The sequence below is a fragment of the Ottowia beijingensis genome, from assembly GCF_013423955.1.
In the GTDB taxonomy this organism is placed as follows: domain Bacteria; phylum Pseudomonadota; class Gammaproteobacteria; order Burkholderiales; family Burkholderiaceae_C; genus Ottowia; species Ottowia beijingensis.
In genome coordinates this window covers 787,224-809,760 of the sequence record NZ_JACCKX010000001.1, presented here as the reverse complement: position 1 = coordinate 809,760, position 22,537 = coordinate 787,224, and the positions used below count along the sequence as shown (strand labels likewise).

Sequence of the window (22,537 nt, the reverse complement as noted above, 5' to 3'; positions counted from 1 at the left end):
TGGGTTGCCGTGAGAAGGTTGCTCTGGCGATCAGTGCCATTCGGGATCATGTCCCTCCTTGTCGTGGCGCACAACGCGGCAGCATCGGGCTCACCTCAATGCGAGCGCATGAGTCAGAACCTGGCAAGATTGGAACAGCGTTCCGTCGACCTACCGCTGATCGCAAGTGCGCGCAGACAGTATGAGCGCATGTGTGGCGCATTGCCGCCGGACAGGGGCGCCGGTACCAGCTCGACAGGATCGATGGCGCGACCCTCATCGATGGCGCGGCCTGCCACGCAGTCGGGCGCACCGAATCCCCGTCGGCTGACTCAGCCTCCCGCTCCACCAACGCGACGCCAAGAGCCAGTGCCGATCAGGCGGCCAGGATGTGTTCGCTGGATGCGGATCATCCGATGTGCCGCGGTGCGACCCAGGCACCAAGGCTAAGAAGCTTCAGCTACTGGAGTGCTGCCAACTACGGCCGTTGTGCGCAGGAAAGCACACCCGGACAGCCGCGTGATCGCGATTACTGCCCCCGTACATTGGTCGAGCAAGCGCTTCAGTTGGGTTTGGTTTCCAGTGCGGCTGTCGAGCGCTGCCGCTCGCAATGGGTTCAGAACAACGAAAACCGCTCGGAACAATTCGCCATCTACACGTGCCTCGAAAAAGCCTCGCACATGGAAGGCATGATGACCTCCCGAATCTTGAGTTCGGCGCCGGAAACCGTCAGCACCTCGTTGCCCAGCAATGGCTACCGCCAGCCTGCGGCCATGGCGGCCATTCATGCAGGCAACTTCAGCCAAGTACCCCCGATTCGCGGGGACGGCACCTACTTTCACCAGGCACTTGGACAGCTCGGCGAAATGTGTCCCGCACTCGGGGTCGAAGCGATCCAGCTGCAAATGACTCAGCAACTGGTGCGCCGGCAACAGGAGGTCATGGCGCGAGCCGCACGGGGTCAAGTCACGCGCGAAGAGGCGCAATCGATCGTTGCGAGCATCGTTGTAGGGATGGTAATGATGGAGAACTGCGATGCGAAGGACTCCCACGAAGAGCGACAACGCTGTGAAAGAGGCAAAGAAGACCTGATGACCTTGCCGGAATCACGAGACGCAGTGCAAGACGCTTCCCTGTTGGTCAAACGCCATGCCTGCACCAGCAATGAAACCAGGCGATTTACCGCCAACCTGGGGAAATGGCTCATGATGCCGCCCGAGATGCGTTCACCTCTTGCTTGGGCCGACGGGGACCGCGAGCAAGGTCGGTATCGGGCCATTTTCGAGAACTGCCGGCGCCAAGGAGGCGATGGCTCCGCAGACGCCTGGTGCGGCTGCTATGTCCGGCAGTTCAGCAAGACCAAGCCAGGCACACGAGCCCACCCAGCGGAACACGCGGCAACGGCAAGCCAGACTGCTTTCGTTGGGGACAACGACTCATGGTTTGTTCCGTCCCAGTTGTACGACTGTGAGCCGCAGCTTGAGCAGCTCAAGGTGTGGCGGCGCGCACAGGCGCCGGAGAAGGTGACCGCCTGTCTCGTTGGCCAGTCCGCAGTCGCGGAATCTGTCTTGCCTGAGTTGAAGGCCTGTCGCTATCGAGCCGCATGGGGCGAGATCGAGGTGCGCAGTCAGCAATGTCAACCTCAGTTGCTGGCACGAAATTGGGGTGGCGAGACCGTTCGGTGCAACTGAGGGCCTTCAACGCTTGAGATTGGGTTCGGACCCAGGCGCGGTTCGATTGGTGTGCTGTCGTTGCATTGGTCGAGGTTCTGCGTGCCTTGAGCCGCGGCGCGTCTAATCTGACGCCGCACAATGCCCCCATGTGCAACCGCTACGTCACCCCCGATGAAGCCGAGATCGAGCGTGCCTGGCACATAGGCGGGCGCAACCCGGTGCGCTGGTGGGATGAAGTCGTGTTCCCTCGCGGCCGGGGTGTCTTCATCCGGCGCGCCGTGCACGATGCCGCCTACTCACGCGAACTGGTCGCCGGCCAGTGGGGCCTGATCCCGCACTTCGCCAAGTCGGCCAAGCTGCCCTACAGCACCAACAACGCCCGGTCCGAGGAACTGGCCGCCAAGCCTACCTACCGCACCCCCTGGGCCAAAGGCCAGCGCTGCATCATCCCGGCAGACAGCTTCGATGAACCCTGCTGGGAGACTGGAAGGAACGTTTGGTGGCGTTTTCGCCGTGCCGATGGCGCGCCCTGGGGTCTGGCCGGCCTGTGGAACACCTGGACCGACCGAGCCACCGGTGAGGTGCACGAGAGCTACACCATGCTCACCCTCAACGCTGACCACCACCCGCTGATGAGCCGCATGCACAAGCCCGACCCGAAGCTGCCGCCGGACAGCCAAGACAAGCGCAGCGTGATTCCCATCGAATCCAGTGACGTCGATCAATGGCTGGCCGGCACCATGGCCGAGGCCCAGGAACTGCTCAGGCTGACCGAGGCTGAGGCTTTCGACGCAGCGGCGGTGGCCTGAGAACGGCGCGCGGCGCGCTGTGAACCCCGTCCTCGTTGTATTCCATTGCCGCGAATTCCATCTCTTCCAGCTCCTCCGCGCTGAACAAGGCACGGGCGTCGAAGATCAGTTGGCGCAACTCAGGCACATCCAGGTGACCCGGGCCACCGTGGGCCGGGTTGGCGATCATGTGCTGCTGCACCAGGCGACGCACGATCCCTTCCAGGGCGGTCAATTGAGAAGTGTTCGGGGACGTGTCCATGATCGGACTCCTTCAAGAGATACTGTATATTTGCACAGTACACCGGAGGCCGTCAAGAAGCACCATGCCAAACCCCACCCTGTCGCAAGCGTTCTTTGATGGTCTGGGAAATCGCAATGTCCAAGCTGACCGGGTACGGGCCGGCGATGCCGGGTTGGCCGAAACTCCTGCAGATTCCGACTTGGGCGGCTTGTGGCGTGTGTATCGCCTGCGTCACCATGGGCAGAAGGTAGCTGCCGACGCGGTGCGCGCCGGTGCACTGGTCGGACGCCTGACGGTGTGGAGCCACGTGGCTGACCGCAACCGGCGTGCCGAACTGCTCGCCAGCTTTGAGTTGCCCGATGGCACTCGACCACTGCCGGGGCTGGTGCAGGTTCGGCTGTTGCAGATCGACCGGGGCGGTGTTCTGCTGACAGGCTACGAGCGTGTCTTGATCGAGAGCGATTGTCCAGGCGGGAACATGCCGTTCCGGCAGACTTGGTGGTGCCTGCCTTCGCCCGCCTGAGGGCGTGAAGACAGGGAGGGCGCGGCACGCCCCGATACACTTAGTCACATGGTCTTCGAGCCCACACCTTTCTCTTCTTTCATCAGGTCCGTTACAGACCTGCTGCGCGGCGACTACATGCAGTCCGCTTGCGGTAAGGTCATCTTCCCGTTCACTGTTCTGCGCCGTCGAGGCTGCGAAATCGAATTGACCAAGCACGCCGTCCTTGCTGAGCTGACCACCAGGCGGCAGCGCGGCACCAATCCAGATTCCTTTCTCGCGCGCAAGATTGGCCTGCCGTTCTTCAACCAGTACCTGCTCAATTTGGACAAGTTGCAGCTTCACCCGATCCGCGCCACTGCTGCTCGCCACATGCCGGGGCATCCCATAGAGACAAACAGCAAAGGATGAAAGGGGCCATGTCCAACCCGTTCTTCGATCAGCCCATCCTGAACTCGCCCTACGCGCGTCCTGCGCGTCATTGGGAACTGGACAGCTCCGGTCAGCCCACGCAAATCATCAAAGAGTCGCGCCGCCAAGCTGACTTCATCACTCCGATCCCGAAGCCGCGCAAGCAAAAGGTGGCGGGGATCAGGCGTCACTGGTGTTCGACGAAGGGCAGGGTCTGTCCACGGATAAGCAGCAGTACGACCACACCGCCGTCATCAATGCGGTGCGCGAAGAGGTGGACAAGTGGCGGATGCTGCCACCCGCTCAGTGGCGCGTCACACCGGAAACCGCGCGCTTGTTGCAGCACTGGCGCGGTCACCCGTTCTCTGGCATCCGACCGTTCTTCTGTCAGGTCGAAGCGGTGGAAACCGCGATCTGGCTCACCGAGGTCGCGCCGCAGTTGGGCAAGAGCGGCCAGCGTTTCCTCGACCATCTTTCCAAGGCCAACACCGAGGCCAACCCCGAACTCAGCCGTCTTGCCCTGAAGCTCGCCACCGGCGCGGGCAAGACCACGGTCATGGCCATGCTCATCGCGTGGCAGACCATCAATGCCGTGCGCCGCCCCAACAGCCAGAAGTTCACACGCGGTTTTCTCATCGTCGCACCGGGTCTGACCATCAAGGATCGCCTGCGCGTGCTGCTTCCCAACGACACGGAAAGCTACTACGCCAACCGCGAGCTGGTTCCCAGCGACATGCTGCCGGACATCGCCCACGCACGCATCGTCATCACCAACTACCACGCCTTCCGCCTGCGCGAGCGGCTCGAAGTCTCCAGCGGTGGCCGCCGTCTGCTGCAAGGGCGCGGCGGCGAGGAAATGCAGACGCTGGAAACCGAAGGCCAGATGCTCCAGCGCGTGCTGCCGGAGTTGATGGGCTTGAAGAATATCCTCGCCATCAACGACGAAGCCCACCACTGCTACCGCGAGAAGCCGCCCAGCGAAAGCGACGAAGACGAAGACCTCAAGGGCGACGACCGCAAGGAAGCCGAGGAGAACAACGAGGCCGCTCGGCTGTGGATCTCCGGCCTCGAAGCGGTGAACCGCAAGCTCGGCCTCGCGCGCGTGTTCGATCTTTCCGCCACACCCTTCTTCCTGCGCGGATCAGGCTACGCCGAAGGCACCTTGTTCCCGTGGACGATGAGCGACTTCTCGCTGATGGATGCCATCGAGTGCGGCATCGTCAAGTTGCCGCGCGTGCCGGTGGCCGACAACATCCCCGGCAACGAGGTGCCGGTGTATCGGGAGCTGTGGAAGCACATCGGCAAGCGCATGCCCAAGAAGGGTCGCGGCAAGGGCAACCGGCTTGACCCGCTCAGCCTTCCGGTGGAGCTGCAAACCGCGCTCGAAGCCCTCTACGGCCACTACGTCAAGGTGTTCGAGCACTGGCAAAGGCCGGCATCAAGGTGCCGCCGTGCTTCATCGTGGTGTGCAACAACACCTCCACGTCCAAGCTGGTCTATGACTTCATCTCCGGCTTTCAGCAGGAGAACGACGACGGCAGCAGCCAGTTGGTGGAAGGGCGCCTCAAGCTGTTCCAGAACCACGACGAGCACGGCAACCCGCTGGCGCGGCCGCGCACCCTGCTGGTAGACAGCGAACAGCTTGAATCCGGCGAGGCCCTCGACGACAACTTCCGCACCATCGCCAGCGACGAGATCGACCGCTTCCGCCGCGAAATCATCGAGCGCACCGGCGACGCCCACGCCGCCGACAAGCTCACCGACTCGGAACTGCTGCGCGAGGCGATGAACACCGTCGGCAAGGAAGGCCGCCTCGGCGAATCGGTGCGCTGCGTGGTGTCGGTGGCGATGCTCACCGAAGGGTGGGACACCAACACCGTCACCCACGTTCTGGGCGTGCGCGCTTTCGGCACCCAATTGCTGTGCGAACAGGTCGTGGGCCGCGCCCTGCGCCGCCAGTCCTACGAACTCAACGCCGAGGGCCTGTTCAACGTCGAATACGCCGACGTGCTGGGCATCCCCTTCAACTTCACGGCGCAACCCGTGGTGATCCCGCCCGAGCCGCCTGCGGAGGTGATCCGCGTCCGCGCCGTGCGCCCGGAACGCGATGCGCTGGAAATCCGCTTCCCGCGCGTGGTCGGCTACCGCGTGGAACTGCCGCAGGATCGCCTGAGCGCCGAGTTCAACGAAGACTCCGTGCTGGAACTCACGCCGGAACTGGTCGGCCCGTCGCGCAACGTGCAGGCAGGCATCATCGGCGAGGCGGTCGAACTGAACCTGCAGCATCTGGACGACGTGCGCCCGTCCACCGTGCTGATGCACCTCACCAAGCACCTGCTCCTCAGCAAATGGCGCGACGCGGGCGACGCCCCGCAACTGCACCTGTTCGGCCAGTTGAAGCGCATCGTCAAGCAATGGCTGGACACCTGCCTCGTCTGCAAGGGCGGCACCTTCCCCGGCCAGTTGCTCTATCAGGAACTGGCCGACAAGGCCTGCGAGCGCATCACCGCCGCCATCACCCGCGTGGAGTTGAAGCAAGGCCGCCCGGTGAAGGCCGTGTTCGACCCTTACAACCCCGAAGGCAGCACAAAGCATGTCGCCTTCAACACCTCGCGCAGCGACCGCTTTGAGACGCTGGGGCCGCCGCCCAAGAACCACGTCAACTGGGTCATCCTCGACAGCGACTGGGAGGCCGAGTTCTGCCGCGTGGCCGAAGCGCACCCCAAGGTGCTGGCCTACACCAAGAACCACAACCTGGGCCTGGAAGTGCCCTACCGCGCAGGCAGCGAGACGCGCAAGTACATCCCCGACTTCATCGTCAAGCTCGACGACGGCCACGGTGAAGACGACCCCTGCACCTGATTGTGGAAGTGAAAGGCTACCGGCGCGAAGACGCGGTGGTGAAGAAGATGACGATGGAAACCTACTGGGTGCCCGGCGTGAACCACGCCGGCAAATACGGACGCTGGGCATTCGCCGAGTTCACCGACGTGTACGAGATGCAAGATGACTTTGCCGCCAAGATCAAGGAGCATTTCGAGCACATGGTCGACGCCGCCATGACGGAAACCGTTGCGAAGAAGGACGCCTGATATGGCCACGAGAAAGAAAGAAAAACACCGATCAGCGTCGAAGCCTTCAAGCACGAGGAAGCCACGCGCAAGAACATCCCCACGGCGGAGTACCAGGCCGTGCTGGCCAAGACCGAGCAAGCGCCGGTGCGCGTGGCGATGGAGCGGCGCAACCGCGATCTCGACCCGCAACTGGTCTGGCGCGGCAAGGATGCGCAGGACGAAGTCGACCTCGTGGTGCAGGCCGCGCCGCTCTACATTCAGGAGAAGGTGCATCCCAAGGTGCTGGTCGATGACCTGCGCCGCCAGAGCGAAGCGCGCCGCGAGGCACAGGCACAGGCGCAGCAGAAGCAAGGTACCTTCGCCGATCTATTCGCCGACTTCAACGGCCTGCCCAACGAGGCCGCGCGCACCGAGTTCTACCAGCACGACGCGCACTGGGCCAACCGCTTCATCCTCGGCGACAGCTTGCAGGTGATGGCGTCACTGGCCGAGCGCGAGGGCTTGCGCGGCAAGGTGCAGTGCATCTATTTCGATCCGCCCTACGGCATCAAATTCAACAGCAACTTTCAGTGGTCAACCACCAGCCGCGACGTGAAGGACGGCAACGCCGAGCACATCACGCGCGAGCCGGAGCAGGTGAAGGCGTTCCGCGATACCTGGCGCGATGGCATTCATTCGTATCTGACCTATCTGCGCGATCGGTTGACGGTGGCGCGGGATCTGCTGACGGAGAGTGGGTCGATCTTCGTGCAGATTGGGGATGAGAACGTGCATCGGGTGCGGGCGGTGATGGATGAGGTTTTCGGCGAGCAAAACTTCGTTGTATCCATTGTTGCTCAGAAAACCACTGGCGCAGGCAGTCCAGGTGAACTTAAGACGCTCCCGGGTGTTGCTGACAACATTCTGTGGTTCGCCCGGAATATTGAGGTTGTGAAATACAAGCAACTCTGGCGTGAAAAGGTCGCTGGCGCTGCTGGCGGAAGTCTCTACACGCAAGTTGAGGAGGCAACCGGCCTGCGTCGACCGCTACAAAGAGAAGAGAAAACCGGAGCAACGATTCCTGAAGGAGCGCGGATTTTTGGCGTTGATAATCTGACTTCGTCATCTGGTGTGGACAAGACTCGTTATCCAGTGAACGTATCAGGTCGAGAATTTCGACCTGCATCGGGCGTTTGGAAAACTGGTCAAACTGGCATGACGCGATTGCTTGCCGCGAATCGCGTTCACGCAGCTCAGGAAGTAATCTTGGCTACATTCGCTACCTCGATGATTTCCCTGCATTTCCATTTAACAATATCTGGAGCGATGCTGTTGGCCAAAACCAGTTTGGTGGCGACAAGATCTATGTCGTTCAAACCGCGAACAAGTTGATTGAGCGGTGCATTCTGATGGCAACCACCCCCGGCGACCTCGTGCTCGACCCTACTTGCGGTTCCGGCACTACTGCCTACGTCGCCGAGCAATGGGGTCGTCGCTGGATCACGATTGACACCAGCCGCGTTGCGCTCGCACTGGCCCGCGCCCGCGTCATGGGCGCGCGCTATCCGTTCTATCTGCTCGCCGACAGCCGCGAAGGCCAGCAGAAGGAAGCCGAGATCACCCGCAGCGCGCCCAGCAGCAAGCCCACCAGCGGCAACATCCGCCACGGCTTCGTCTATGAGCGCGTGCCGCACATCACGCTGAAGTCCATCGCCAACAACGCCGAGATTAATGTCATCTGGGACAAGTTCCAGCAACTACTGGAACCGCTGCGCGAAGCCCTGAACAAGGCACTTGGTAAGCAGTGGCAGGAATGGGAGATCCCGCGCGAGCTTGACGCCAAGTGGCCGGATGCCACCAAGCAGGCGCACAAGGACTGGTGGCAGCAGCGCATCGCCCGCCAGAAGGAAATCGACGCCAGCATCGCCGCCAAGGCCGATTCCGAGTTCCTCTACGACCGCCCCTACGAAGACAAGAAGAAGGTGCGCGTGGCCGGGCCGTTCACGGTGGAAAGTCTCAGCCCGCACCGCGTGCTGGGTGTGGACGAAAACGACGAACTCATCGACCACGTTGCCGAAGCGCAGGCCGAATACGGGCGAGACTTCAACGCCATCATCCTGGAGAACCTGCGCACCGCTGGCGTGCAGCAGGCGCACAAGGCCGACAAGATCGACTTCACCGCGCTGGAACCCTGGCCGGGTGAGTTGATCTGCGCCGAGGCGCGTTATCTTGAAGGCACGGATGAAAAGCGCGCCGCCATCTTCATCGGCCCCGAGTTCGGCACCGTCACCCGCGTTGACCTCGCCGCCGCCGCGCGCGAAGCGGCCGAGGCCGACTTCGACGTGTTGATCGCCTGCGCCTTCAGCTTCGACGCCCACGCCAGCGAGCTGGGCAAGCTCGGCCGCATCCGCGTGCTGCAGGCGCGCATGAACGCCGATCTGCACATGGCCGAGGACTTGAAGAACACCGGCAAGGGCAACCTGTTCGTGATCTTCGGTGAACCGGACATCGACCTGCTCGACGGCGGCGAGGACGACGCTGCCAACCAGATGCGCGTCAAGGTGAACGGCGTGGACGTGTTCCATCCCAACAGCGGCGAAATCCGCAGCGACGGCGCAGACGGCATCGCCTGCTGGTTCATCGACACCGATTACAACGAGGAGAGCTTCTTCGTCCGCCACGCCTACTTCCTCGGCGCGAACGACCCGTACAAGGCACTCAAGACCACACTGAAGGCCGAGATCGACGCGGAGGCGTGGGCGAGCTTGAACAGCGACACCTCGCGCCCGTTCGAGAAGCCGAAGTCGGGACGAATCGCGGTGAAGGTGATCAATCACCTCGGCGATGAAGTCATGAAGGTGTTTCGCGTCTAGGGGGTCGCATGCAGCCAGGCGACAGGGTCAGACTGAAGGCCAATCCTGGCCGAATCGGAATACTCACAAACGAATCGGATGGCCCCGCGTCACGGCGGAGAGTGCTTGTCAACTTCTTCGACGGAAGCGAGGATTTCTTTCTTCCCGGCGCACTGGAGAAGGTCGATAGGACGCCGCAAGGACCCTACGAGATGATCTTGCACGGTCGGTTTGGCCGCGTCCACGATCTGCGGGGTGCCATCACCTACTACAGGTTGAGTGGGAAGCTGGCCAACCTGATCTACAGCCTCAACTCCACCAATACGCAGTTTCTCGCGTATCAATTCAAGCCTGTGCTCCAGTTTCTGGACTCCCCGAGCAACGGCATCCTGATCGCCGACGAAGTTGGCTTGGGCAAGACCATCGAAGCTGGGCTTATTTGGACCGAACTTCGAGCTCGTCAGGACGCACGACGCCTGCTGGTGGCGTGTCCTGCCATGCTCTGCGAGAAATGGCGTCACGAACTGAACGAACGCTTTGGCGTGCGCGCCGAGATCGTCAACGCCGGAGAGCTCCTCGCGCGTCTTGAGAAGGCGGTTCGGGACCCACACGAAGAGTTCGCACTGATTGCCAGCTTGCAGGGCATCCGTCCACCACGGGACTGGGACGAGACCGACGATGCGCCACAATCCGGCGCAGCGAAGCTAGCGCGGTTTCTCGACGACGCTGATTTTGACGATGCACCGCTGGACTTGGTCATCATCGACGAAGCGCACTACCTGCGCAACAGGGAAACGAAGACCCATCGGCTGGGCGAGTTCCTCAGATCGGCTGCGCAGAACATGGTGATGTTGTCTGCCACACCGATCCAGTTACATAACCGCGATCTATTCAATCTTCTGCACCTGCTCGACAAGGAGTCATTCCCTTTGAATGGACTTTTGAGTGGACGCTGGAAGCCAACGTACCGATGGTCAGGCTGCGAGACAGGGTTCTGAACTCTGTCGTTAGTCAGGCGGAGTTTCTCGCTGCGGTCGAGGAGGCCCTCGGTGCTGGCCATCTCGACGATAACGAGCAGCTCGCCTACCTGCAGGAAAACCCACCAAGCGACGCCGTGCTGGCCAGCGCGCGGGGACGCGCGGAGATCGCGGACAGGCTGGATCGGATCAATCCGCTCAGCAAGATCATCACCCGCACACTCAAACGCGACGTCAACGAGCACAGGGTGGAGCGATACGCTGAGGTTGTAAAGGCGACGATGGCGCCTGTGGAGGCCAGGTTCTACACGCTGGTCACGGACAAAGTCCGGGAGTTCTGTGAAAACCTCGAAATCTCTGAAGGTTTCATGCTCACCATCCCTCAACGCCAGATGGCTAGTTCGATGGCTGCTGCCTGTGCAGGCTGGCGCAGCAAGCTGACCGGCGAGTCCGATCGGGAGGGCTTGGCCGAAACAGCATACGAGCTGGACGCGGACGAGTTCTTCGCCGATCGTGAGACCAAAAGGACGGTGTGCTGCTGCGTGAGTTGGCGAAGATCAGTGCCGCAGTCGGCGATTCCGCGGAACTCTCCAGACACGATTCGAAGTATCGCGAGCTAACGAAACGGCTGAGCAAGTATTGGAAGGAGTACCCGGGCCGCAAGGTCGTCCTGTTCACTTTTTACAAGCAAACGCTGTACTACTTGGCAGAGCGTCTAAAGGATGACGGCATCACCTCGATCGTGCTCCATGGGGATGGACAAGCACGATGCACTGGCGCGGTTCGAGAAACCCGATGGCGCCAACATCTTGTTGTCCACGGAGGTGGCCTCTGAAGGCGTAGACCTCCAGTTTTCAAGTCTGCTCATCAACTACGACCTGCCGTGGAATCCCGCAAAGATCGAGCAGCGTATTGGTCGCATTGACCGGATCGGGCAACAAGCCGAACGAATACTGATTTGGAACATGGTCTATGCGGACACCATTGACGAGCGCGTCCAGTCTCGCTTGATGCAGCGCCTGGACACATTCCGAAATGCACTCGGCAGCATGGAGGCCGTACTCGGAGAGGAGATTCGCAAGCTGGGTTACGAACTGCTATCGCATAGGTTAACGGCAGCCGAAGAGCGCGATCGAGTCGATCGAGCCGCTGTTGCGATTGAAACCCGGACGCAGCAAGAGCTTAAGCTTGAGGAGGAGGCGTCAAACCTGATCGCGCACGGCGAGTTCATCACCAACAAAGTCAGGGCGGCGAACGAACTGGGTCGCTACATTCGCGGTGACGATCTACTGGCCTATGTGCGCGATTTCCTGAAGCATGAGTTCGAAGGCACTCGACTCATTGCCGCCGCCGGTGAGCCGCTTGTTCAAACCGCAGAGTTGTCGATAGACGCCAAGCAGGCATTTGGAGATTTTTTGCAGGCTCATCGCCTGCAATCGCGGACCGCATTGTTGTCGTCAAGCCGCCGCTGCTTAGGTTCGACAACAAGGTTGGCGGACCCAAATCCAGCTTGGAAATTGTCAGTCAGGACCATCCACTCGTTCGCTTTGTCAGCGAACGCATCAAAGCGACAGGCGGCGACCCCAGGTATCTCCCCGTCGCAGCAGTGCAGCTTGAATCCAGTGCCGATGCAGGCCAGCCGCCTGACATCTATGTCTACACAGTCATGCGTTGGTCTGTGTCAGGTTCGCGCGAACTGGAGCGGCTTGAGTACGTTGCAAAATCGTTGCACACCGGCCGGGTTGTCGAAGGCAGTGCAGCGGAGCGTCTCGTCAACGTCGGCGCGTTGCAAGGCCGGGAATGGCTGGGAGCGACAGGAGAACTCGACACAGCGAGAACGGCCAACCTTCAGGACGAATGCCGCGAGATTCTTGAACGGGAGTTTAAAGAGTTCGTTGAGTCCACGCGTCGCGAAGATGCGGATCGAATTCGCTTCAACGTCAGTGCATTGAGAAAGCACCTTGACGACAAGATGGAAAAGTACGACGCGAGAATTCGTGCCTATACCCACTCAGCCGATCCCAAGAAGCTGCGGATGCGGCCTGCGGAAGAAAAGCGCAAGGCCAATGAGCGGCAACGTATCGAGGAGCGCATCGCCTTGCTTGAACTCAAGGCGAAGGCAACCGAGCAGAGCAGCCTGGTATCGGCGGGTGTTATCAAAGTTGTTTGAAGAAGGGGACAAAGGTGGCGCGATCAATAAGGGAGGCGTTCATCAAGGCGCAACAGGAAGCAGATCGTAAGGGCGCATCCAGCCCTGATCGCGCCCTGGCGAACCGAAGTGCAGATGACTCAACTCGTCGCGCTGCGCAGGGGCCGCCTCCTACTGACGTCAGCGCATCGAGAGCCAACGCACAACCTATTCACTCTCACCCTGATCACACGAGGAGCAACAATCGACGAGAGACGATGGGTGGTGTCCCACCAGAACGGCCGGCACGTAGCGATTCCAAGAACGGGCGCCTAGTCTCGCATCTCCGGGGTCCCACTCGCTCAGGGCAGGCGGGTTTACGATCAGCCCAGACACGGAGTAGGCCTGCTGCGCAAAATTCACCGCCGAAACCGCCAGATCAGACCATTAGGCTTTCCATCGCTGCCAATGCAAGATTCAACCTTGGGCCAGCTATGCCCGTCGCGTCGGTGCAGTCAGACGACTTTGAGCTCTCCGGTATCGTTACTCAAGCGCATCATGGCAAGGTCGAGGACCAGCATGAGGTCACGATGGGATTGGATTTCGGCACCTCGTGCGTCAAGGTGGTCATTGGGGACCATGAACTGGGCCAAGCATTCGCTGTGCCGCTGGGGTCTGGTACAGGGATCGAGCAGTATCTGCTTCCTTCTAGGCTGTACCAAACTGGAGAGCGGTTTTCACTCACGGACGGCGCGGAGTGTCACAGAGACTTGAAGCTCTCCTTGCTCTCCGATCCAGACCAAGTTGCACTGCAATGTCGTGCCGTGGCTTTTCTAGCACTCATCATCCGACGCTCGCGCGGATGGTTGCTTAGCACTCGTGGCGGGCTCTACCGAAGCACGCAACTCTTCTGGAAGCTCGCCATCGGGTTGCCAGCCGCCCATCACCTCGATTCGCCGAAGACCGCAAGACTGTTTCAGCGCATCGGTTCCGCCGCGTGGGCGTGTGCCAACGCCGCTGGCGACGTGGGTCTCGCCTCGGTGCAAGCGGCGCTGGATCGCGCAACGGGGAACCGACTGATGAAGATGATGCAGAGGTGATTGCGTTGCCCGAGATCGCCGCACAGATTTACGGCTTCGTGGTTTCGACCAGTTTTGACGTCAATGCCCGAAACATCTTTCTGATGGCCGACATCGGCGCGGGGACGATCGATGCGTCCCTATTCCATGTAAAGCCTTCGCGAGGAGGCAAATGGGACTTCGAGTTCTTTACCTCGGTGGTTGAGCCGAACGGGGTCAGCAACCTTCATCGACATCGAGTGAATTGGTGGAGCACTGCTCTCGACCAGAGTCGAGCGGACGCCGCTTTGACGGAACCGCTCAAGGATGCGAAGTTCGCCACCGATCAGCAGCGGGCCGTGCCTGAGAGCTTCCGAGATTATTTCAGCGGAATCGCGATCCAGTTCCCGAAAGATTCGAAGACTCCCGATGAGGGGTTCTACAGCTCCAATGTGCTGGCCCAAGTGCAAGGCAGGGCGTTCTGGCGCGCTTGGAGAAACGGGCTTTGGACCAATCAGCCCTGACGGACATACCGTTCTTCCTGTGTGGAGGGGTGGGCGAATGAAGTTCTACCTTGAATTGGAGAAGTCTCTTGCGTCCGTTCCGGGGCTGTCCTGGCTGCGGGCGGAGGCGTGGCATTTAGGCGTCCCCGAGGATCTCGATGCGGAAGGCATAACGACGGAAGATTTCGATCGCCTCTCTGTCGCGTACGGTTTGAGCAGAGTCGATATTGGCAATCTTCGCAAAGCCCTCCCCTGCCCAAGTTGCGAGAAACGCCAAGTGGAGCATGGCGTGACAACTATGTAAGCAAGGATGCGTGTTAACGATGAACTTCCGCATTGCCGACACGTTCACTGACAGTCTCGCACGGTTGACCGGTGACGAGCAGAAGGTCGTCAAGACCACTGCATTCGACTTGCAACTCAATCCGGCCCATCCGGGGATGAGCTTCCACAAGCTCGACCGCGCCAAGGACACTCGATTTTGGTCGGTGCGGGCGGGCTCCGACATCCGTCTAATCGTCCACAAATCTGCGAGCAGTCTGCTGCTCTGCTACGTGGATCACCACGACAAGGCCTATGCGTGGGCGGAACGGCGCAAGCTGGAAGTGCATCCCACTACCGGCGCAGCACAGTTCGTGGAAGTGCGCGAGCGTGTGGAAGAAATCCGCGTCCCCAAATACGTGGACGAGCCGGTGCCATCGGTGCGCGTGCCAGCATCCGCCTCACCCACACCGAAGCCCTTGCTGTTCGCACAGACGGCAGAACAGTTGCTGCTGGGCTTCGGCGTGCCAGTGGAATGGCTGGAGGATGTGCGCAAGGCAGACGAAGACTCGCTGCTCGATCTGGTCGAGCACCTGCCCGCGGAAGCAGGCGAAGCCTTGCTGGAACTGGCTACGGGTGGCACGCCCAAGGCTGCGCCGGTGGTGGTGCAGCCCAATGCCGATCCCTTCGAGCACCCCGATGCCCTGCGACGCTTTCGCGTGGTGGCGAACGTGGAGGAACTGGAGCGCGCCTTCGAGTATCCGTGGGAGAAGTGGACGATTTTCCTGCACCCGGATCAGCGCCAGTTCGTGGAGCGTGACTACAACGGTCCTGCGCGCGTATCCGGCTCTGCGGGCACCGGCAAGACCATCGTAGCGTTGCACCGTGCTGCGCACCTGGCGCGCGTCAATGCCGACGCACGGGTGCTGCTGACCACATTTTCGGAAGGTCTGGCGACCGCGCTGCGAACCAGGCTTCGGCTTCTCATCAGTTCCGAACCGCGCTTGGGTGAACGCATCGAGGTGGCGGCACTTGACGCCGTGGGCCTGCGCCTCTATGAGGTCAGCTTTGGCAAGGCTCGGCTCGCTACGGCCAGCGATGTGCGGGCACGACTCGCCAAGCACGCGGCGAAAGTGTCTGGCTCGCGTTTTGGCGAATCCTTTCTGTTCGGCGAGTGGCACCAGGTCGTTGATGCGTGGCAGTTGCAGACCTGGGAGGAGTATCGCGACGTTGTGAGGCTGGGCCGTAAGACTCGGCTGTCAGAAGGGCAGCGGCAATTGCTGTGGTCGGTGTTTGATGCGGTTCGGCAGGAGCTGCAAGCCGACGGCTTGGTCTCGTTGGCGGGGGTGTTCACGCGGCTGGCCATAGAAGTGCCCAAACGCAAGCATCCGCCGTTCGAGCATGTGGTGCTGGATGAGGCGCAGGATGTGTCGGTAGCGCAGCTGAAGTTTTTGGCCGCTGTCGGCGGCGGGCGCCCGAACGCCCTGTTCTTTGCGGGCGATCTCGGCCAGCGGATCTTCCAGACGGCTTTCTCTTGGAAATCACTCGGCGTGGACGTGCGTGGACGCTCGCGTTCCTTGATGGTGAACTACCGGACCTCGCATCAGATCCGTGCGCAGGCCGATCGGCTTCTCGGTACTGAAATCGCCGATGTGGATGGCAATAGCGAATCTCGCAAGGGCACAGTGTCTGTCTTCAACGGTCCATCGCCCACGGTCCAGGAATTCAAGACCCCGGAGGACGAAAGCAAGGTCGTGGGCGACTGGATCAGAAGTCAGGTCGATGCCGGATTGGCTGCGCACGAGATCGGCGTGTTCGTCCGCAGCGAGGCCGAGTTGGAGCGTGCCCGAGAAGCTCTGCAACACGCCGACGTGCCTTTCGTGATCCTGGACGAGAGAGTGCAGTCGGTCATCGGCAAGGCATCCGTAGCCACCATGCACTTCGCCAAGGGGCTGGAATTCCGTGCCGTCGCCGTGATGGCCTGTGACGACGAGGTGATCCCCTGCAGTCACGCATCGAGTGCGTGAGCGACGAAAGCGATCTGGACGAGGTTTACGCGACCGAGCGCCATCTTCTTTATGTGGCCTGCACGCGTGCGAGAGAATTTCTGCACGTTTCCGGCGTGAATCCGGCCTCGGAGTTCTTGGCGGACTTGACCGACTGACAACTGCCGATCAGAGATTTTTGAGGGTATTCGGACGGGCTAAGGACGGACTGAATCTGAAGAGGATGCGCGCCATCATCGAAGCCTTCGAGCGGCATCAGATCATGAGCAGACAGGCGCTGGATTCGGAGTGGGTGAGGGCCGGGATCAAGAACGTGCTGCTGGGGCCGGCGGGGTTGTACGAGGGGTTGCGGGGCGGCGCGCAGTAGGTGCCTGGCGCTCCAGGGCTTGAATTGGCTGGGAACGGTTGGTTTGAGGCGGTAGCGGAGAGCATCCAGTTGTCCGATCAGTTCGCTGGGATGGTGAGTTGACAACCTTCACGAACTCTTCTCGCTTCCCTGTCTGTCCGGGGAACAAACGGGGAAAAATAAAAACCTAATCGGAGAATTCGTAGATTTCATGCGCGTAAGCGCAGATCATTCAGTAGATGGTCGCCCACCAATATTGAAGCCCCAACCGTTCTCGGTTGGGGTTTTTCTGGCCGTTCCCCGCGTGTTTGCTGCGTTTCGGGGCATCGCCCTTCGGACGCGGGCGTGGCCGGTTCGCGGCGCTAGGCTCTCTGACGACTCTCTCTTCTCTGTTTTTCTCTGGCGTCCGTGGAGTGCTCCGAGGGCGACTTCCTTGCGAGACAAGGGTTTGGAGACGGTCGGTTGTAGTTTGAGACTGCTACAGCAGCAAGGACTGAGACGCCGCCGAGACGGGCCCCGCATCGAAGGTTTCCACGGGTGCGAGCCGCAGCAGGCTCTGTGCCTCGTCCACCGTGCCGCGCAGCCACTGCTCGACGTCACCCGCATCGATGGGGATCACCGACCGCTTGTCCTGCGCATCGGGTGGCAAGTTGGGTTCGGGTTTGTGCATCCGGCGCATCAGCGGGTGGATACGTTGCTCAAGCAGGGGCTGACACAAACCGTCGGCCAGTTGCGGGAGTGGAAGGTAGCGATCTGACGGACGCGGGTTCGATTCCGCAAATGGGAATTGAACCGGGCCCGTCCCTCGCAAAGTTGACGCCCCTGCAGTGGTCGACCGTGCGCCGGTGAAAACTGCAGAAATGCCCCGAAAGTGGGCTGTCAAGGTCCACTTTTCACTGGAATCCGCAGCAATCCGCTACTTGCCGAGACCCCGATTTCGGGTCCATTCAACGCGGTTTGGGACCGGCTACCATCCCACCACCACATTCAAGGGCTCGGATCATTTCCGGGCCCTTTGTCTTTCTGGCGACGACGCATTTGCGCCCGAGTTGCCGCATCGAAAAAGAAAAAGTCCGCACGGGTGTGAACCTGTGCGGACTTCAATGTGGTGCCGACTGCCGGGATCGAACTGGCGACCTACGCGTTACGAGTGCGTTGCTCTACCAACTGAGCTAAGTCGGCGAAATTGGAACCAAAGATTATAGCGCGACTGACCGGGATCGTGGATGATGCAGGGCCTCGATTCGATCAGGCATGGGCAGGAATCCGCAAACGCCTCTAGACTGGTTGTCCCGATCCCCACATACACAGGAGAGCTATCAGATGCTGAAGTCCGACCACATTCTCGACACCCAGGCGCTGCTCGATGTGCCGGCCAAGCCGCTGGCGCCCACGCGCCGCACCGCGCTCAAGCTGGGCCTGGGCGCGGGCTATGCCGCGGCGACGCTGCCGATCATGGCGCAGACGGCCATCAAGACCTCGGCCGAGGGGCTGACGGCGGGCGAGGTGACGATCGACGTGGCCGGCTTCAAGATGCCCGCCTACCGCGCGCAGCCGGCGGGCAAGACGGGGCTGCCGGTGGTGCTGGTGCTGTCGGAGATCTTCGGCGTGCACGAGTACATCGCCGACACGGCGCGGCGCTTTGCCAAGGCGGGCTATCTGGCCATCGCGCCCGAGCTGTTCGTGCGCCAGGGCGATGCGCAGAGCTATGGCGAGATGGCCAAGCTGATGAGCGAGGTGATCTCAAAGGTGCCCGATGCGCAGGTGCTGGGCGACCTGGACGCCACGGTGGCCTGGGTCGCGGCCCACGGCGGCAATGCCGACAAGCTGGGCGTGACCGGCTTCTGCTGGGGCGGGCGCCAGACTTGGCTGTACACGGCGCACAACCCGAAGGTGAAGGCCGGTGTGGCCTGGTACGGGCGCCTGGTGGGCGACAGCACGGCGCTGACGCCGAAGCACCCGGTGGAACTGGCGGCGCAGCTGAAGGGGCCGGTGCTGGGCCTGTACGGCGCGGCCGACACGGGCATTCCGCTGGACACGGTGGAGAGGATGAAGGCGGCGCTGGCGGAGGCGGGTGCCAAGGGCAATGCGGCGGCCAAGGCGTCGGAGTTCGTGGTGTACCCCGACGCGCCGCACGCCTTCCATGCCGACTACCGCCCGAGCTTCCGCAAGGAAGCGGCCGAGGATGGCTGGAAGCGCGCGCTGGCGTGGTTCAAGCAGCACGGTGTGGGGTAAGCGTAAGGCCAGGCTGCAGCAACTGGACAGGAAAAGCCGCCCGAAGGGGCGGCTTTTCTTTCTGGCGTTTGTCAAAAATGCTTGATTACCAAGAAGTCTCGGATGACGCGCGGATCTCATCCGCTGTGTGGGAACGGGCTTGCCCGCGATCAGGCGTTCGTGGCGACGAGGCGCCTCATCGCGGGCAAGCCCGCTCCCACAACACGGTCTGAGACTTGTTGCTGATCAAACAAAATGATAGCTGCTTGCGCTGATAAACAGGCGATTTCAACATCATTCAATTCTGAAATTGTTTAATGACGAGCGCAGCCAGCTATCAAATACGTAGAGCCTGATCCCTCAACCCTGCGCCATCGGCAGCCCCGGCGTGCGGCTCCATTCGCTCCAGCTGCCGCCGTACAGCGCGGCGGGCGGGTAGCCGGCCAGTTCCATGGCCAGCACGTTGGGCACGGCGCTGACGCCGCTGCCGCAGTGGTGCACCACGCCAACGGCGTCGCGCCCGGCCAGCAGCGCATCGAACTCGGCCTGAGCTGCTCGCGCGGCTTGAAGCGGCCGTCGGCGCCCAGGTTGTCGGTGAAGGGGCGGTTCAGCGCACCGGGGATGTGGCCGGCCACCGGATCGAGCGTCTCGGTCTCGCCGCGGTAGCGCCGCGCCGCGGGCGTCGATCAGTGTCTGCGTGGGGCGACCCAGCTGTTGCAGCACCTCGTCGGTGTGCACCAGGCGGCGCAGGGCGGGCTTCAGGGAGAACTGGCCGCGTGCGCGCCGGGGCGGGGGCCGGATTCGACCGCGCCCGCCGCCTCCCAGGCCTGCAGGCCGCCGTCGAGCACGGCCACGGCGTCGTGGCCGGCCCACTTCAGCATCCACCACAGGCGGCCGCAGTAGTTGGCGCCGTTGCGGTCGTACACCACGGCCTGCATGGCGTTGTCGAAGCCCAGCGCTTGCAGGGTCTGCGCAAACAGCTCTCGTTTTGGTAGCGGATGGCGCCCGCCGTTGACAGCGTTGGCCGGGTCGTGCGCGCTCAGGTCGCGTTCCAGGTGCGCCTGCACGGCCCCGGCGATGTGCTTCTCGGCGAACATGGCGTCGGCCTTGTCGGGGTTGCCCAGTTCCGAACTGCAGTCGAACACCAGCAGCGGCGCGTCGCTGGCGTGCAGGGCTTTCAGCTCGTCGACGGAAATCAGATGGGTGTAGTGCATGTCAGTGCGATTCAGCGGGCGGGTTGGGCAATGCACGGGCGCGCAGGAAGGTGGCGGTCATGCCGCTGGCGATGATGGTGGCCATGCCGGCCCAGCCGATCAGCGGCATCCGGTCGCCGAACAGCAGCAGCCCGAATAGCGCCGCGAAGATGATGCCCGAATACTGCAGGTTGGCCACCACCATGGTGGCGCCGCGGGTGTAAGCGCGCGTCATCGACAACTGCCCCAGCGCCGCCAGGATGCCGATGGGCAGCAGCCACAGTGCCTGCACGGTGTTCAGCGGGTGCATCTCGAAGAACAGCATGCCGATGCCGCCGGCCAGCGTGGCGCCGAGCGAAAAATAGAACACGGTGCGCGCCTCCGGCTCGCCCACGCGGCCGAGCGCGGCGACCTGGATGTAGGCCAGCGCCGACATCAGGCCCGACATCAGCCCGATCAGGCCGGCGAACAGCTGATTCTGTTCCAGCGTGGGGCGCAGCATCATGATGACGCCGGCAAAGCCCGCCATCACGGCCAGCACCAGTGGCCCCTGGCGGCGGATGTCGGCGATGCGGCCCAGCAGCAGCGTGCCGCCGATCAGGAAGGCGGCCACCCACACGCCACTCATGTAGTTCAGCGTCATGGCCGTGGCCAGCGGCAGGTGGGCGATGGCGTAGAACCAGCACACCAGCGCCGACACGCCGACCACGTTGCGCCACACGTGCATCATGGGCACCGTGGTGCGCAGGCTGACCTGGCGCGAGCGCATCATGATCCACAGGAAAACCATGCCGATGGCGCCGCGGTAGCAGACGATCTCCAGCGGGCCGAAGTAGGGCGAGGCGTACTTGATGCACACGCTCATCAGCGCGAAGAACAGCGAGGCGGCGATCATCCAGGCGGCTTGCATGGGCGGCGATTATGAATCAAATCGGGCTATGGCGCCCGTCAGGTAAGCGCGGAGAGCTACAAAACAAAAGCGCCGGTTGTTGTGTCAACCGGCGCTGTCTAGTATTCCAAAGGCCGCGGAGCAGGCCATGCCAGTGATCGCCGTGGAAGGGCTTGGCCCGCCCACTGGCGATGTCCCCCTCGCGCAGCAGAGGGGAAGCGCCGTCAGGCGCTCAGGGGTGGCACCGATTTTTTCGGTACCACTCATGGAAGTGCTGCATGCCGTCCTCCATCGGGCTCTGGTACGGGCCGACCTCGTTGTCGCCGCGCAGCATCAGCGCCTTGCGGCCGGCGTCCATGCGCTCGGCGATCTCGTCGTCCTCGATGGCGGTCTCCATGTAGGCAGCGCGCTGTGCCTCGACGAACTCGCGCTCGAAGGCGACGATTTCCTCGGGGTAGTAGAACTCGACCATGTTCAGCGTCTTGTCGACGCTGATCGGGTGCAGCGTGCTGACGGTGAGCACGTGCGGATACCACTCGACCATGATGTGCGGGTAGTAGGTCAGCCAGATGGCGCCGCGCGTGGGCTGCTCGCCGCCCTGGTAGTTCAGCAGCACCTCGTGCCACTTCCTGTACACGTCGGAGCCGGGCTTGGCGAAGGTGGGGGCCACGCCCACGGTCTGCACCGAATACTCGCTGCCGAACTGCCACTGCAGGTCGTCGCAGGTGACGAAGTTGCCCAGGCCGGGGTGGAAGGGGCCGACGTGGTAGTCCTCCAGATAGACCTCGATGAAGGTCTTCCAGTTGTAGTTGCACTCGTGCATCTCGACGTGGTCGAGCGCGAAGCCCTCGAACGACAGGTCCTTCGCCACGCCCATGCCGGCCAGGTCGGCGGCGATGTCGCGGCCGTTGTCCTCGAACAGCAGGCCGTTCCACTCGCGCAGCTTGTAGTTGTGGAGGTTCAGGCAGGGGTCGTGCTTGAAGTGCGGCGCGCCCAGCAGTTCGCCCTGGGGCGAATAGGTCCAGCGGTGCAGCGGGCACACGATGTTGCCGCCGGCATGGCCCTTGGCCTCGGTCTGCAGCGAGCCGCGGCCCTTCAGCATCACGGCCTGGCGGTGGCGGCAGACGTTGGAGATCAGCTCGATGCCGCCCTGCGGGTTGCGCGCCAGCGCGCGGCCCTCGGCCTCTTGCGGCAGGGCGAAGTAATCACCAGGGTTGGGCACGGCGAGCTGGTGCCCGACGTAGCGCGGACCGGACTCGAAGATGAGCCGCTTTTCGCGCTCGAACAGCGCCTGGTCGAAATAGGAGGTGACGGGAAGTTGACTTGCCGCCTGCTGTAATTGAAGACTCAAATCAGACATGGTGTTCCGATCCAAAGACTCCCCTATGAAGGGGCAGGAAGTAAGCGCTTTGGCATCCGAGGATATTGGGCGCGCGAACCCAGTGGTTTTTGAGGCCAAG

Annotated in this window: 19 protein-coding genes, 1 tRNA gene and 3 pseudogenes; 17 read left to right on the top strand and 6 right to left on the bottom strand. The window is 62.0% G+C overall.

Translation table 11 applies throughout. The features are described 5' to 3' along the window. Positions 1-191: 191 nt before the first annotated feature. Together H0I39_RS04055 and H0I39_RS04050 are read left to right on the top strand one after the other, a co-directional pair. Complete coding sequence (locus H0I39_RS04055; RefSeq protein ID WP_180549651.1) at positions 192-1,670, top strand: hypothetical protein; 1,479 nt, start codon at positions 192-194, stop codon at positions 1,668-1,670. A 128-nt stretch (positions 1,671-1,798) separates the two neighbouring features. Next, positions 1,799-2,461 (top strand): SOS response-associated peptidase, encoded by a 663-nt coding sequence (locus H0I39_RS04050; protein WP_180549650.1) that lies wholly within the window; start codon positions 1,799-1,801, stop codon positions 2,459-2,461. Here H0I39_RS04050 and H0I39_RS04045 read toward each other — a convergent pair. Then, complete coding sequence (locus H0I39_RS04045) at positions 2,415-2,702, bottom strand: hypothetical protein (protein ID WP_180549649.1); 288 nt, start codon at positions 2,700-2,702, stop codon at positions 2,415-2,417. The genes H0I39_RS04050 and H0I39_RS04045 overlap by 47 nt on opposite strands. Before the next feature lie 64 nt (positions 2,703-2,766). Here H0I39_RS04045 and H0I39_RS04040 point away from each other — a divergent pair, with 64 nt between their 5' ends. The 14 genes and pseudogenes from H0I39_RS04040 to H0I39_RS03995 all read left to right on the top strand — a co-directional run bounded on the left by H0I39_RS04040 (position 2,767) and on the right by H0I39_RS03995 (position 16,802). After that, complete coding sequence (locus H0I39_RS04040; protein ID WP_180549648.1) at positions 2,767-3,207, top strand: hypothetical protein; 441 nt, start codon at positions 2,767-2,769, stop codon at positions 3,205-3,207. A gap of 48 nt (positions 3,208-3,255) precedes the next feature. Next, positions 3,256-3,597: a type I restriction-modification system subunit M N-terminal domain-containing protein gene (locus tag H0I39_RS04035; protein WP_180549647.1), complete on the top strand. Its 342-nt coding sequence runs from the start codon at positions 3,256-3,258 to the stop codon at positions 3,595-3,597. Positions 3,598-3,605: 8 nt separating this feature from the next. Then, positions 3,606-6,689 (top strand): annotated as a pseudogene (locus tag H0I39_RS23905) (BPTD_3080 family restriction endonuclease). A 99-nt stretch (positions 6,690-6,788) separates the two neighbouring features. After that, the gene (locus H0I39_RS24585; RefSeq protein ID WP_444547265.1) at positions 6,789-8,042 is read left to right on the top strand and encodes a DNA methyltransferase; all 1,254 of its coding nucleotides are present in this window, start codon (positions 6,789-6,791) and stop codon (positions 8,040-8,042) included. Beyond that, on the top strand, positions 7,925-9,523 hold the full coding sequence (locus H0I39_RS24580; protein WP_444547277.1) for a DNA methyltransferase: 1,599 nt from the start codon (positions 7,925-7,927) through the stop codon (positions 9,521-9,523). Before H0I39_RS24585 ends, H0I39_RS24580 begins: the two co-directional genes overlap by 118 nt. Before the next feature lie 101 nt (positions 9,524-9,624). Beyond that, positions 9,625-10,500 carry a DEAD/DEAH box helicase gene (locus H0I39_RS21570; RefSeq protein WP_308645764.1) on the top strand — a complete coding sequence of 292 codons (876 nt, stop codon included), beginning with the start codon at positions 9,625-9,627 and terminating at the stop codon, positions 10,498-10,500. Continuing rightward, positions 10,473-11,099 carry a hypothetical protein gene (locus tag H0I39_RS21565; RefSeq protein WP_257645611.1) on the top strand — a complete coding sequence of 209 codons (627 nt, stop codon included), beginning with the start codon at positions 10,473-10,475 and terminating at the stop codon, positions 11,097-11,099. Before H0I39_RS21570 ends, H0I39_RS21565 begins: the two co-directional genes overlap by 28 nt. 129 nt (positions 11,100-11,228) lie before the next feature. Further along, a complete protein-coding gene (locus tag H0I39_RS21560) occupies positions 11,229-12,431 on the top strand; it encodes a helicase-related protein (RefSeq protein ID WP_257645610.1) in 1,203 nt (400 codons plus the stop codon). A gap of 20 nt (positions 12,432-12,451) precedes the next feature. Beyond that, entirely contained in the window at positions 12,452-12,649 is a 198-nt protein-coding gene (locus H0I39_RS21555; RefSeq protein ID WP_257645609.1) for a hypothetical protein, read from the top strand. A 467-nt stretch (positions 12,650-13,116) separates the two neighbouring features. Then, positions 13,117-13,707, top strand: coding sequence for a hypothetical protein (locus tag H0I39_RS04015; RefSeq protein WP_180549646.1), 591 nt, complete (start codon positions 13,117-13,119; stop codon positions 13,705-13,707). Between the two features lie 5 nt (positions 13,708-13,712). Continuing rightward, positions 13,713-14,189, top strand: coding sequence for a hypothetical protein (locus H0I39_RS04010; RefSeq protein ID WP_180549645.1), 477 nt, complete (start codon positions 13,713-13,715; stop codon positions 14,187-14,189). Positions 14,190-14,226: 37 nt separating this feature from the next. After that, the gene (locus tag H0I39_RS04005; protein ID WP_180549644.1) at positions 14,227-14,472 is read left to right on the top strand and encodes a hypothetical protein; all 246 of its coding nucleotides are present in this window, start codon (positions 14,227-14,229) and stop codon (positions 14,470-14,472) included. A 19-nt stretch (positions 14,473-14,491) separates the two neighbouring features. After that, positions 14,492-16,593 (top strand): annotated as a pseudogene (locus tag H0I39_RS04000) (3'-5' exonuclease). 65 nt (positions 16,594-16,658) lie between these two features. Next, entirely contained in the window at positions 16,659-16,802 is a 144-nt protein-coding gene (locus H0I39_RS03995) for a hypothetical protein (protein WP_180549643.1), read from the top strand. Between the two features lie 457 nt (positions 16,803-17,259). Here H0I39_RS03995 and H0I39_RS03990 read toward each other — a convergent pair whose 3' ends face one another. Next, positions 17,260-17,451 carry a hypothetical protein gene (locus H0I39_RS03990; protein ID WP_307776770.1) on the bottom strand — a complete coding sequence of 64 codons (192 nt, stop codon included), beginning with the start codon at positions 17,449-17,451 and terminating at the stop codon, positions 17,260-17,262. A 436-nt stretch (positions 17,452-17,887) separates the two neighbouring features. Further along, positions 17,888-17,963, bottom strand: a tRNA-Thr gene (locus tag H0I39_RS03985). Positions 17,964-18,104: 141 nt separating this feature from the next. Between H0I39_RS03985 and H0I39_RS03980 the strand changes: the two genes are divergently transcribed. Further along, positions 18,105-19,016: a dienelactone hydrolase family protein gene (locus tag H0I39_RS03980; RefSeq protein WP_180549642.1), complete on the top strand. Its 912-nt coding sequence runs from the start codon at positions 18,105-18,107 to the stop codon at positions 19,014-19,016. A gap of 339 nt (positions 19,017-19,355) precedes the next feature. Here the strand turns inward: H0I39_RS03980 and H0I39_RS03975 are convergent. The 3 genes and pseudogenes from H0I39_RS03975 to H0I39_RS03965 form a co-directional block, all read right to left on the bottom strand. Next, a pseudogene (locus tag H0I39_RS03975) lies at positions 19,356-20,209 on the bottom strand (sulfurtransferase). 1 nt (position 20,210) lies between these two features. Next, on the bottom strand, positions 20,211-21,098 hold the full coding sequence (locus tag H0I39_RS03970; RefSeq protein ID WP_180549641.1) for a DMT family transporter: 888 nt from the start codon (positions 21,096-21,098) through the stop codon (positions 20,211-20,213). Positions 21,099-21,309: 211 nt separating this feature from the next. Continuing rightward, the gene (locus tag H0I39_RS03965) at positions 21,310-22,437 is read right to left on the bottom strand and encodes an aromatic ring-hydroxylating oxygenase subunit alpha (protein ID WP_180549640.1); all 1,128 of its coding nucleotides are present in this window, start codon (positions 22,435-22,437) and stop codon (positions 21,310-21,312) included. Positions 22,438-22,537: the final 100 nt, after the last annotated feature.